At 66.3% G+C, this 12,831-nt stretch carries 10 protein-coding genes; 1 reads left to right on the plus strand and 9 read right to left on the minus strand.

The genetic code is table 11. The features are described from left to right. Positions 1-110 precede the first annotated feature (110 nt). Complete coding sequence (locus BLT81_RS05050; protein ID WP_019194915.1) at positions 111-2,309, plus strand: HelD family protein; 2,199 nt, start codon at positions 111-113, stop codon at positions 2,307-2,309. 2 nt (positions 2,310-2,311) lie between these two features. Here BLT81_RS05050 and BLT81_RS05055 read toward each other — a convergent pair whose 3' ends face one another. The 9 genes from BLT81_RS05055 to BLT81_RS05095 all read right to left on the minus strand — a co-directional run bounded on the left by BLT81_RS05055 (position 2,312) and on the right by BLT81_RS05095 (position 12,808). After that, on the minus strand, positions 2,312-2,755 hold the full coding sequence (locus tag BLT81_RS05055; protein WP_019194916.1) for a universal stress protein: 444 nt from the start codon (positions 2,753-2,755) through the stop codon (positions 2,312-2,314). Between the two features lie 104 nt (positions 2,756-2,859). Then, on the minus strand, positions 2,860-3,318 hold the full coding sequence (locus BLT81_RS05060; RefSeq protein ID WP_019194917.1) for a universal stress protein: 459 nt from the start codon (positions 3,316-3,318) through the stop codon (positions 2,860-2,862). Between the two features lie 19 nt (positions 3,319-3,337). After that, positions 3,338-5,437, minus strand: coding sequence for an excinuclease ABC subunit UvrB (gene uvrB / locus BLT81_RS05065; RefSeq protein WP_019194918.1), 2,100 nt, complete (start codon positions 5,435-5,437; stop codon positions 3,338-3,340). 25 nt (positions 5,438-5,462) lie between these two features. Continuing rightward, on the minus strand, positions 5,463-5,816 hold the full coding sequence (locus BLT81_RS05070) for a DUF4259 domain-containing protein (protein WP_019194919.1): 354 nt from the start codon (positions 5,814-5,816) through the stop codon (positions 5,463-5,465). Positions 5,817-5,871: 55 nt separating this feature from the next. After that, on the minus strand, positions 5,872-6,471 hold the full coding sequence (gene coaE, locus BLT81_RS05075; RefSeq protein WP_040421818.1) for a dephospho-CoA kinase: 600 nt from the start codon (positions 6,469-6,471) through the stop codon (positions 5,872-5,874). A gap of 63 nt (positions 6,472-6,534) precedes the next feature. Beyond that, positions 6,535-7,989 carry a 30S ribosomal protein S1 gene (gene rpsA, locus BLT81_RS05080; protein WP_019194921.1) on the minus strand — a complete coding sequence of 485 codons (1,455 nt, stop codon included), beginning with the start codon at positions 7,987-7,989 and terminating at the stop codon, positions 6,535-6,537. 314 nt (positions 7,990-8,303) lie between these two features. Further along, entirely contained in the window at positions 8,304-10,910 is a 2,607-nt protein-coding gene (gene polA, locus BLT81_RS05085) for a DNA polymerase I (protein ID WP_269208322.1), read from the minus strand. Between the two features lie 75 nt (positions 10,911-10,985). Beyond that, on the minus strand, positions 10,986-11,819 hold the full coding sequence (locus BLT81_RS05090) for an ABC transporter ATP-binding protein (RefSeq protein ID WP_040421776.1): 834 nt from the start codon (positions 11,817-11,819) through the stop codon (positions 10,986-10,988). Continuing rightward, a complete protein-coding gene (locus tag BLT81_RS05095; protein ID WP_231286681.1) occupies positions 11,816-12,808 on the minus strand; it encodes a FecCD family ABC transporter permease in 993 nt (330 codons plus the stop codon). The genes BLT81_RS05090 and BLT81_RS05095 overlap by 4 nt, the downstream gene beginning before the upstream one ends. Between the last annotated feature and the right edge of the window lie 23 nt (positions 12,809-12,831).

The raw sequence follows: 12,831 nt of genomic DNA on the forward strand, positions 1-12,831 counted from the left end.
CACGCCGCGCACCCCGCCTCCCTCGCCGTGAGGGCGGCGGGGTGTCGTGCTGCTAGGATCATCCCTCCCCCAGCAAAACACCCGGAGCACAACCAGGAGGTGTGCGGGTAGTGAACCCGACCGACCCCAACGCGCGAAAGCACGAGCAGGCTTACGCGGACAGGCTCTTTGAACACCTGGACGCGGAGGTCGCCGAGGCGCGGGCGAAGCTCGAGGCCGTGCAGGCCGACGTCGACCCCGACAACCCCGACGCGGACGCGCTTGTGCGCCGTGAGACCGAATATCACGGCCTCAACGCCAAGCTCGACGATCTCGCGGTCGCCGAGATCGGGCTCGTCTTCGGGCGCATGGATGTGGCGGACGACGACGCCGAGAACCCCGTCCCGGGCGAGCCGCGGCTGGACCGGCGCTACATCGGGCGCATGTGGATCGACGACCGCCGCGACCACTATCGCACCCTCCTGCTGGACTGGCGCGCCCCCATGGCGCGGCCCTACTACCTCGCGACAACCGCCCACCCGGAAGGCGTGACCACGCGGCGCAACATCAGGATGCGGGGGCGCACGGTAACGGCGGTGGACGACGAAACTCTCTCCGGCGACGCCCCCGCCGGGCCCGGAGCCCACGTGGGCAACGAGGCCGCGTTGCGCGAGGCGATGAACAAGGCGCGCACCGGGCACATGCAGTCCATTGTGGAGACCATCCAGCGCGAGCAGGACGAGATCATTCGCGACGACACCCGCGGCGTGCTCGTGGTGCAGGGCGGACCGGGCACAGGTAAGACCGCAGTGGCCCTGCACCGCGCGGCGTACCTCCTGTACACGTGGCGGAAGCAGCTCTCGCGCACCGGCGTCCTCATCATCGGCCCGAACGCGACGTTTTTGGACTACATCTCTCGGGTCCTGCCGGAGCTCGGTGAGACCGGCGTGGTGCTCACCACGGCCGCCGAGCTTGTCCCGGGGTTCCGTCCGACCCGCACCGAGGAGCCGCTCGCAGCGCGCGAGGTGAAAGGCTCCGAGGAGATGGCCACCATTCTCAAACGCGCCGTGCAGCGCTACCAGTCCGTGCCAGACGCCCCAGTCGAGGTCACTGTCGGCTCGGTTGTCATCGCCGCCACGCCCGCGATGGTCAAGGCGGCGCGCACCCGGGCGCGCCGATCGCGCAGGCCGCACAACGCGGCCCGGGAGGTCTTCGCCGAGACCCTCACCCAGTCCCTAGCCGAGGCGTTGGCACAGCGCATCGGCGAAGACCCGCTCGGCGGCGCCAATTTGCTGTCCACGGCGGACGTTGACCAGCTTCACGACGACCTCGCGGACGAGCCCCAGGTCGCCCAGCTTATCGACGCCTTCTTTCCCGCCCTGGACCCCACGGACGTCCTGGAGGGGCTTTTGAGCTCGCGCGCGGTCATCGACGACGTCGCGAGCGACTACGACGACTACACCCGCGACGCTCTCTTCCGGCCGGCCGGCTCAGGCTTCGCGCCCTCGGACACGGCGCTCATCGACGAGCTCACCGAGCTCATCGGCCGCCCCGACGCGGAGGAGGAACGCGAGAGGGAACGCCAGGAGTGGCGCCAACGCGTGGCCGAGGCCGAAGACGCGCTGGACGTCCTCGCCTCCTCGGAGGCGACCGACAATGACGACGACCAGTTCGAGGCCGAGATCCTTTCTGCCCGCGACGTCATCGACGCGGAGGCGTTGGCGCAGCGCCAACGCGAAACCGACGTACGCTCGACCGCGCAGCGGGCCCGCGCCGACGCGTCGTGGGCCTACGGCCACGTCATCGTCGACGAAGCGCAAGAGCTGTCCCCGATGGAATGGCGCATGGTGTTTCACCGCAGCCCGTCTCGCTGGATGACGCTTGTCGGCGACACCGCGCAGACATCCGCGCCGGCCGGCACCGACGACTGGGCTGCTGCGTTGGACCCTTATGTCGGCGGGCGCTTCCGCACCCACACGCTGACGGTGAACTACCGCACCCCGGTGGAAATCATGGAGGTCGCCAACGCCGTGCTTGCCGCGATCGACCCGGCCGCGAGGCCGGCGACGGCGATCCGGTCGACCGCGCAGCCGGTCGTTTTTCTGCCCGCGGGCACCGACCCGGCCAACGTGGTGCCGGAGGGCCCCGGCACCACCGCGGTGATCACTGCGCACAACGTCACGCAGCACAAAGGCCTCGAGTACGACCACGTCGTGGTGGTCGAGCCCGAGGCCATCGTGGAGGCCTCGCCGCAGGGCTGGCAGGACCTCTACGTCGCCGTCACCCGCGCCACGCAGACGCTGACGGTGATCGGCGAGCTACCGATGTAGCTCTAGTTGACGGTGTGGACGATCATGACGTCGCAGTCGGACTGGCGGGCGACGTCGGCCGGCACGGAGCCCAACAGGCGACCAGTCAGGGAGTTGATCCCGCGGTTGCCCACGACGAGCAGGTCGGCCCTATTGTCGTTCACAATGGCCATGAGCGCCTCGACCGGGGTGCCCGGGCGGGTGGCCGTCTCCACCTTCTCGGCGCCGGCCTTTCGGGCGTGCTCGGCGGCCGTCTCGAGGTTGGAGCGGGCCTGCTCGTCGCCGAGGATGGTCACAGAGTCCTGCCGCAGCGTCTTCGAGGCCTCATCCTCCGACTCGTAGTAGGCGGTGCCGATGATAAGGGTGGAATCAAAGGCCGCGGCGATCTTCGCCGCGCGCTCAACTGCGAGGAGCGAGGACTTCGAGCCGTCGCTGCCGACAACGATTTTTTCGTAACTGTTGGCCATGGGCAATCACTAACCTTTCATTGCATCATGGGCCACATGCGCGCTCACAGGCGCACACGCACGCTGGCCCCTCTAAAACTGTCACCTAGTTTACCCAGATTCTGCTAGGCGTGACCCTGCGAACGAGTGTCCACGAGCATCACGTCGACTGGTGCTTTCTTAGCCACGTTACCAGGGATGTTACCGAAAAAGCGGCCCGCCAACGAGCGCATTCCCTTGTTGCCCACCACCAGCAGGTCCACCCCAAACTCCTGCGCGGCCTCCAACAGCACCTGGGCGGGCTGGCCCTCACGGGTCGTCAGCCGGACCTCCGGGGCCTCTTCCTCCTCGGCAATCTTGCGGGCGGAGTCGAGGATGTCCCTCGCCTCACTGTCGCTGACAATGTCGATCTTGGACAGCTCCGCGTTGGTGGCGTTGAGCATGGAGCCGCTCGCTGAATAGTGCGCGCAGATCACCGTCAAGGTGGCCCCGTAGACTCGGGCCAGGCTCGCGGCGACCCGCACCGCCATGAGGGAGGTCGCAGACCCGTCCGTGCCCACCGCGATTGAAGTGTAAGAGTGCATTCTGTATGAACGTCCTTCCCTAGTTTCCTGTTTCTTTCATACCACGCAGCTCGCGGCGCAGATCCGCGATCTCGTCGCGCAGCCGGCCGGCCAGCTCGAACTTGAGCTCGCGCGCGGCGGCTCCCATCTGGGACGTGAGGTCGTCGATAAGCTTCTGCACCTCGTCGGAGGCCATGGTGGACACGTCGGGGGCGTCGACGACGGCGGCCTCCCCCGACGAGCCAGCAGCGCCCTCCTCGTCGGTGTTCTCGTAGACCTGGTCGAGGATGTCCGCGATCTTTTTCCGCAGCGGCTGCGGGTCGATACCGTGCTCGTTGTTGTACGCGATCTGCTTCTCTCGGCGGCGTTCGGTCTCGTCGATCGCCGCCTGCATCGACTCCGTCACGGAATCGGCGTACATGATCACCTCGCCGGAGACGTTGCGGGCGGCGCGGCCAATGGTCTGGATGAGCGAGGTGGTCGAGCGCAGGAATCCTTCCTTGTCTGCGTCGAGGATCGCCACGAGCGACACCTCCGGCAAATCGAGGCCCTCGCGGAGGAGGTTGATGCCGACGAGCACGTCGAACTCGCCGAGACGCAGCTGGCGCAGGAGCTCCACGCGCTGGAGAGTGTCAATGTCGGAGTGCAGGTAGCGCACCTTGATGCCGTTGTCCACGAGGTAGTCGGTGAGGTCCTCGGCCATGCGCTTGGTCAGGGTGGTGACCAGGACGCGCTCGTTTTTGTCCACGCGCTGGCGGACCTCGTCGATGAGGTCGTCAATCTGCCCCTTCGTCGGTTTGACGGTCACCTTCGGGTCGACGAGCCCCGTGGGACGGATCACCTGCTCGACAAACTCACCGCCCGAGGCCTCCAACTCGTAGCCGCCGGGCGTCGCCGACATGTAGACGGTTTGGCCGACACGCGCCTCGAACTCATCGAAGGTCAGCGGCCGGTTATCCACGGCGCTGGGGAGGCGGAACCCGAACTCGACCAGGTTGCGCTTGCGCGACATGTCGCCCTCGTACATGCCACCGATCTGGGGCACGGTGACGTGGGACTCGTCGATGATGGTGAGGAAGTCCTCGGGGAAGTAGTCGATGAGCGTCGCCGGCGCCGAGCCCGGCGGGCGCCCGTCCATGTGCCGGGAGTAGTTTTCGATGCCGGAGCAGAAGCCGACCTGCTGGATCATCTCCAGGTCATACTCCGTGCGCATCCGCAGCCGCTGCGCCTCGAGCAGCTTGCCGCGGTTTTCCAGGTCCTCGAGCCGGTCCGCGAGCTCCTCCTTGATCGCCTCGATGGCCTTCTCCATCCGTTCGTCGGTGGCCACGTAGTGGGTCGCAGGGAAGATACGGACCTCGTCTTCTTTGCTCAGGACCTCGCCCGTCAGCGGGTGGATGTAGTAGAGCTCGTCGACCTCGTCGCCGAAGAACTCGATGCGCACCGCAACCTCCTCGTACGCGGGGATGATGTCCACGGTATCGCCCTTGACGCGGAAGGTACCGCGCTTGAAGTCGACGTCGTTGCGCTCGTACTGGACGTCGACGAGCAAGCGAAGGAAGCGATCGCGCTCGACCTCCTCCCCCACCCGCAGCACAATGGAGCGGTCCAGATACGACTGCGGGGTGCCCAGGCCGTAGATACACGAAACTGAGGCCACCACCACAACGTCGCGGCGGCTGAGCAGCGCCGACGTGGCCGAGTGGCGCAGGCGCTCGACGTCGTCGTTGATCGAAGAGTCCTTCTCGATGTAGGTATCGGTCTGCGCGATGTAGGCCTCCGGCTGGTAGTAGTCGTAGTACGACACGAAGTACTCGACCGCGTTGTTGGGCAGCAGCTGGCGCAGCTCGTTGGCCAGCTGCGCAGCGAGCGTCTTGTTCGGCGCCATGACCAGCGTGGGCCGCTGCTGCTGCTCGATCAGCCAGGCCGCCGTCGCGGATTTACCGGTACCGGTGGCACCCATGAGGACAACGTCGCGCTCGCCGCGCTGCAGCCGCTCGTGGAGCTCGTGAATAGCCGTCGGCTGGTCGCCCGAGGGCTGGTACTCGGAGACGACCTCGAAGGGCTTCTCACGGCGCTCGATCTCGCCGACGGGGCGAAACTCGGACTGGGGGAGGACGGGATGTTCAGCAGCGAAAGCCATGCACCCATCCTATCGCTACTGCGTTCTAGTAAATGACCTTCCTCGTCTCCTTGAGCCACTCGGCCAGCTCCCCCGTCTCGTCCCAGAGGGCGTAGAGCTCGGACGTCCGCGGGTCCATCGCCTCGCGCACCTTCGAACGCAGCCAGTGGCGGTCGCGGAAGGTGAAGGTGTACCGCAGCGCGCGGCGGTCGCCGCCGCGCGGAAGGTGCCCGTTCATCACCGCAACGAGCGCGACGACGGTCTCGGCGCGGTCGGAGTCCAGCGGGGCATCACCGCAATCGAAGCGGAACTGGGCCATGTCAAAAGAACCGTCCGCCAAGTGGCGGACGGCGTCCCGGGCGCTGTCGTTGTCAAAGGGCCCATAGTTCCACGTACCCATGGACGGACACCGTAGCGGACGCAGATTAATGGGAATTGGCCAATAGTTGAACGTCTTAAGACAGTGCGTTGATCTGCTCGCACACAGTGTTCACCTGCCGGCGCAAGTCCTCCAAAGTGCCGTTATTGTCCAGCAGCACGTCGGCCTTTGCTCGGCGCACCTCGTCGCTCACCTGGCGGGCGATACGGTTGCGCACGTCTTCCTCGTCGAGGCCGCGCTGCTCCACGAGTCGGCGCACGCGCACGTCCACGTCGGCAACCACGGCGACGGTGAGGTCCATCGTGGCGTCAATCCCGAGCTCAAACAGCAGAGGCATATCGTAGACGGCTGCGCGGGTGCCCGCCTCCGCCAGCTCGGTCAGGCGGCGCTCCGCCTCCGTGCGAATGGCCGGGTGGGTAATCGCGTTGAGCTTCTCGGTCTCCGCCTCCGTGGCAAAGGCGCGGCGCGCCAGATCACCGCGGTTGAGTCGGCCGGTCTCGTCGATGAGGTCGGCGCCAAACGCTTCCGCCACCTTCTCTAGTACCGGAGAGCCGGGGTCCATGATGTCGCGCGCAACCTGATCCGCGTCGACGACGGGGAAACCAGCCTCCCCGAGAAGCCGCGCGGCCGTCGACTTGCCGCTGCCGATCCCGCCGGTCAATCCAATCCTGAGCATGCGGCCCATGGTAAACGAAAACCCGCCTCCCAGACACGGGAGGCGGGTGCATGCGGCTAGCTCTTAGTTGCCGGCCAGCTTCTCGCGCAGCGCAGCCAGCTGCTCATCGGACGCAAGGGACCCGATGGACTCCTCAGCCTGGTCCGCTGCCGGAGCTGCAGCGGCAGACTCGGAGGAGTAGTCGGTGCCCTGCTCGGCGGCCTCGGCCGCGGCGGCGCGGTGGCGCTCGATCTGAGCGGTGTGGGCCTGGAAGCGGCGCTCCGCCTCAGCGTAGCGGGCCTCCCACTCCTGGCGGGCCTCGTCGTAGCCTTCCATCCACTCGTTGGTCTCCGGGTCGAAGCCCTCGGGGAAGATGTAGTTGCCTTGCTCGTCGTAGGAGTCGGCCATGCCGTAGCGCGACGGGTCGAACTCTTCGGAGTAGTCCTCGTCAGCCTGCTTGAGAGACAGGGAGATACGGCGACGGTCGAGGTCGATGTCGATGACCTTGACCATGACCTCCTCGCCCACGTTGACGACCTGGTCCGGCACATCCACGTGGCGCTGAGCCAGCTCGGAGATGTGGACGAGGCCCTCGATGCCCTCCTCGACGCGGACGAAGGAACCGAACGGCACGAGCTTGGTGACCTTACCCGGGACGATCTGGCCCACAGCGTGGGTGCGGGCGAAGACGCGCCACGGATCCTCCTGGGTCGCCTTCAGCGACAGGGAGACGCGCTCGCGGTCGAGATCGACGTCGAGGACCTCGACGGTGACCTCGTCACCCACGGTGACAACCTCAGACGGGTGGTCGATGTGCTTCCAGGACAGCTCGGAGACGTGAACCAGGCCGTCGACACCGCCAAGGTCGACGAACGCGCCGAAGTTGACGATGGAGGACACGACGCCCTTGCGGACCTGGCCCTTCTGCAGCTGGTGCAGGAAGTCGGAGCGGACCGCGGACTGGGTCTCCTCCAGGTAGGCGCGGCGAGACAGCACGACGTTGTTGCGGTGCTTGTCCAGCTCGATGATCTTCGCCTCGAGCTCCTGGCCGATGTACGGCTCCAGGTCGCGCACGCGGCGCATCTCAACGAGGGAGGCCGGCAGGAAGCCGCGCAGACCGATGTCGAGGATGAGGCCGCCCTTGACAACCTCGATGACGGTGCCGGTGACCGGCTGGTCGTTGGACTGCAGCTCCTCGATCGTGCCCCAGGCGCGCTCGTACTGTGCGCGCTTCTTGGACAGGATCAGGCGGCCTTCCTTGTCCTCCTTGGTCAGGACAAGCGCGTCGATCTCATCGCCGACCTCGACGACCTCGTCCGGGTCGACGTCGTGCTTGATGGACAGCTCGCGGGTGGGAATGACGCCCTCGGTCTTGTACCCGATATCGAGGAGAACCTCGTCGTGGTCGACCTTGACGACGGTGCCGGTGACGATATCGCCATCATTGAAGTACTTGATGGTCGCATCGACAGCGGCAAGAAAGTCCTCAGCGCTGCCGATGTCGTTGACGGCAACCTGGGGTGCGTTAGAAGTGGGCATAGGTGAGAGTGCTCCGAAACGGATAGGAGGTCGAAAGTGTACATGAGCGCGTCTCTCGCAGGCGCCACGCGGGCGCTTCGATCTCGCCTCGGCCGCGTCCCCGGCCCTCCTATACGACCCAGAACGCCCCTTAGCACAGACACGCACCCAGCACTCTAGCCTCTTTCCCCAGCTCGAGCAAATATTCGTGCCCCGCGCAAGGCTCACCCCTGCGCCGCCCGGGAGCTTTCGCACGCGTGACGACGTTCACCCGCCCGCAGAAGGCCGATGCCGTGCGTTGTCCACCGCGTGCGGCCGGGCATTTCCCGCGATGCTTAGTGCCCCGCCTCGTCCCAGTTCGCACCCGTGCCGGTGGAGACCTCGAGGGGAACTAGCAGCCGGATGGCCCCGTCCATCTCCTGCTCCACGATCTGCGTAACCTCGTCGAACTCGCCCGGGGCAACCTCGACGACGAGCTCGTCGTGCACCTGGAGCAGGACGCGCGAGCGCAGGTGCTCCAAAGCACCGTCCACACGGATCATCGCCACCTTGATGATGTCGGCGGCGGTGCCCTGGATCGGCGCGTTGAGCGCGGCGCGCTCCGCGTTCTCGCGGGCGACGCGGTTGTCCGAGGTGAGCTCGGGCAGGTAGCGGCGCCTGCCGAAGACGGTCTCCGTGTAGCCGTCGCGGCGCGCCTGCTCCACCACCTCGTCGAGGTAGCGCTTGACCCCGCCGAAGCGCTCGAAGTAGCTTTCCATGATCTTCTTCGCCTCGGAGGCCGGGATATCCAGCTGCTGGGACAGGCCGTAGGCCGAAAGCCCGTAGACCAAGCCGTAGCTCATCGCCTTGACGCGGCGGCGTAGTTCCGGGGTGACCCTATCAATCGGCACGTCGAAAACGCGCGAGCCGACGAAGTTATGCAGGTCCTCGCCCGCCCGGTAGGCCTCGATGAGCCCGTCGTCCTGGGACAGGTGCGCCATCACGCGCATCTCAATCTGCGAGTAGTCCGCGGTGAGCAGCCGCTCGTAGCCCTCCCCGACGGTAAACGCCGAGCGGATGACGCGGCCGGCGTCGGTGCGGACCGGGATGTTCTGCAGGTTCGGATCGGTCGAGGACAACCTCCCGGTCGAGGCGACCGTCTGGTTAAAGGTGGTGTGGATGCGGCCGTCGTCCTGCACCGCCTTAATGAGCCCCTCGATGGTCGACTTCATTTTCTGGTACTCGCGGTGCGCCAACAGCGCGTCGAGGAAGGGGTGCGGGTTCTTCGCCGCCAGCGACTCGATCTCCTTCGCCGCGGTGGAGTAGCCGGTCTTGGTCTTCTTTGTCTTCGGCAGCTCGAGCTTGTCGAAGAGCACGACGGACAGCTGCTTCGGGCTGGACAAGTTGAGCTCGGGCTCATCGACGAGCCCGCGCGCGTGCTCCTCGACGTCCGCCACCTTCTGCGTGAACGCCTCGAGCTCGCCCTCGAGCACGGAGACGTCGACGGCGATGCCGGCGTGCTCCATCTCCGCGAGGATGCGCACCAGCGGGATCTCCAGGTCGGCGTAGAGCTCGAAGGACTGGATCTCGCGCAGCCGCTCGGTGAGCTCGCCCGCCAGCTCCAGCACGGCACCGGCCGCGTCAGCGGGGCTCACCTCGCCGAGCTGGCGTTGGAGGTGGCGCTGGTAGACGTCGCCAAGATCGTAGGTCCGCTGCCCCGGCCGCAGCAGGTAGGCCGCGATCGCCGTGTCGTGCGCGATGCCGCGCAGGCTGATCCCCCAGGCGGCGAGCATGTGGTAGACGAGTTTCGCCTCGTGCAGGTACTTCGGCGCGTCCGAAGAAGCCCACTCGGCGAGGGCCTTCTCCTCCTCCGGGCTCAGATCCGCCGCGCGCTTTTCGACGCCCCGCCGCTGCTTATCCACAATCGCCAACGCCTCGACGTCCCCGCCGTACGGGGCGCCGTTGCCCGTGACGTAGAGTGCGAGCCCCTCCCCCTCACGGGCGGCGAGCCACTCGTCGAGCGGTTCCTCGGAGACCTCGACGGCGCTAAGCTCCACCGTAGGCTCGGGCTCGTGGCCCTCCGTGGGCACGGCGGCGAGCACGCGCTCGCGCAGGTTGGCGCCAAACTCCAGGTCGTCGAAGGCCTTGGCCACGCGTGAAACGTCCGTCGGCTTGAGCTCAAGATCAGCTGGAGTAACGGGCAACTCAACGTCGGTGACCATGCGCGTGAGCTCTCGGTTGAGCTTGACTTGGTCGATGCGCTCCCGGAAGTTGTTACCGGCCACGCCCTTGATCTCCTCGGCGTGCTCGATGAGACCGTCGAGGCTGCCGTACTGCAGGATCCACTTCGTGGCGGTCTTCTCCCCCACCTTCGGCACGCTGGGCAGGTTGTCGGAGGGGTCGCCGCGCAGCGCCGCGAAGTCGGGGTACTGCTGCGGTGTCAGCCCGTACTTCTTCTCCACCTCCTCCGGGGTAAAACGTGTGAGCACGGAGACTCCGCGGGTTGGGTAGAGGACGGTCGTGGTGGCGTCGACAAGCTGCAAATAATCGCGGTCGCCGGTGACGATGACGATCTCGTAGCCGCCCTCCGCGCGGGCCTCGGTGACAAGGGTGGCCACGATGTCATCGGCCTCGAAGTTCTCCTTCGACAGGGTGACCACGCCGAGGTCGTTGAGCACGTCGTTGATCAGGGGAACCTGGCCCTTGAACTCCGGCGGCGCCGCCTCGCGCTGCGCTTTGTACTCGGGGAACTTCTCGGTGCGGAAGGTCGTGCGGCCGACGTCGAAGGCGACCGCGGCGTGGGTCGGTTCTTCCTCCGCCAGGATGTTGGCGAACATCGAAAGAAAGCCGTAGACCGCGTTCGTGTGCTGCCCGCCGGAGGTGGAGAAGTTCTCCGCCGGCAGCGCGTAAAAGGCCCGGAAGGCCATGGAATGTCCGTCGATAAGTAGGAGGCGCTTAGTCACGGCACCCCAGTCTAGACACCGGCCCCGACACCACCCCGAATTATGAGCGGAGATGCAGCCGTGGCAGGCGCCACCCTAGCGCTCGCTGCCCACGGCGGCAGTCTCCCGCGACTGCGCCTCGGCACGCGGGTGCTCCCACCGCGGCACCACCAGCGGGCTACGCGACTCCGGATCCTCGATTACCCTGGCGTCGAGGCCAAAGACCTCGGCGACAAGCTCCTCGGTGATCACCTCCTGCGGTGTACCGGTGGCCACCACTTGACCGTCTTTCATCGCAATGATGTGGTCGGCGTAGCGCGCTGCCTGGTTGAGGTCGTGCAGCACCGCAACGAGGGTATGCCCCTGGTTGCGGTTGAGGCTGCGGCACAGCTCTAAAAGCTCGATCTGGTGGCTGAGGTCCAGGTAGGTTGTGGGCTCATCCAACAACAGAATCGGAGTCTGCTGAGCGAGCGCGACCGCCATCCACACCCGCTGGCGCTGCCCGCCAGAAAGCTCGTCGACGTAGCGGCCCGACAGCTCCCGCACCCCCGTGGACTCCATAGCGGCGGCCACCGCCTCCTCGTCCCTCGGCGACCAGGGAGAAAACATCCCGCGATGCGGGTAACGCCCGCGATTGACAAGGTCGACAACCCGCACCCCGTCGGGGGCGACCGGTCCCTGCGGCAAGAGGCCCACCTCCCGGGCAACCTGTTTTGTCGGCATCGTGTGCAATTGGCGCCCATCAAGGAGTACGCTGCCACGCGAGGGCGCAAGCAGGCGCGTCAGGCTTTTCAGCAACGTCGACTTTCCGCACGCGTTCGGCCCGACGATGACGGTGAACTCCCCATCGGGGATAGGCGCGCTGATGTCCTCGCACACCACCTTGTCGCCGTACGCCAGGGCCACACCTGAAGCTTCGAGTCGTGTCATCGGTTCTTTCCTTCCCGTAAAAGCAACCACAAAAAATACAGTCCGCCGATAGAGACGGTGACGATGCCGACCGGAAGCGGCGACACCGGGTAAATACGCTGCGCAGTGACGTCTGCAAGCAAAAGAAGCAACGCACCAACGGCGGCGCTCGGCCCGAGCGCAAGCCCATCGGTGCGCGCAAGGCGGCGAGCAATCTGCGGGGATGCCAGCGCAATAAAGGAGATGGGCCCCACCGAGGCCGTGGCCACAGCGGTCAGGCCTATTCCCACCAGGAGCGCCGCTACCTGCACCAACCGCACGTTCTGGCCGAGCGCCGTGGCAAAAGGCACACCGATTTGCTGCAGGCGCAACGGCCGTCCCAGCACGGCAGCCCCGAGAACGAACGCACCCGACCCGACACCGACAACCACCACCGTCTGCCACGACGCACCCGACAGGTTGCCCGCTCCCCAGAGCCCAGCCATGGTCGCGTCTTCCACCGTCGCCGTCAGCATCAGCCACACGTTGAAGGACGAGAGCATAGCGCCCACACCGATACCGACGATGATCAGGCGCACCGCCTTCACCGCCCCCTGCGAAGAGGACAAGAAAAACACCACGAGCGCCGTGGCGATGCCACCGGCCAGCGCGCCCATCATCGTCGCCGCCGCCCCGCCGCGCAGAACCAGCATGACCACGAGCGCGCCCGTAAACGCACCCGTTTGGAACCCGATCACATCCGGCGAGCCCAACGGGTTTCGCGTCAGATTCTGAAATATCGCCCCGCTCAGCGCCAAGCAGACGCCGAGGATAATCGCCAAAACGACCCGCGGCGCACGCCACTCGCCCACCACCATCGACGTGTAGTCATCACCGCGCCCTCGTATCACGTCGACGACCTCGCCCAGGCTTATCGACGCCGACCCTGTTGTTACAGCAAAGATCGCGAGCACGGCAATGATGCTCCACAGGATTGTGCACAGGACGAGCGAGCGGGCGTCGACAAGCATGCCTGGGCCCACCCGCATGACGC

The organism is Corynebacterium timonense (assembly GCF_900105305.1).
Taxonomy (GTDB): domain Bacteria; phylum Actinomycetota; class Actinomycetes; order Mycobacteriales; family Mycobacteriaceae; genus Corynebacterium; species Corynebacterium timonense.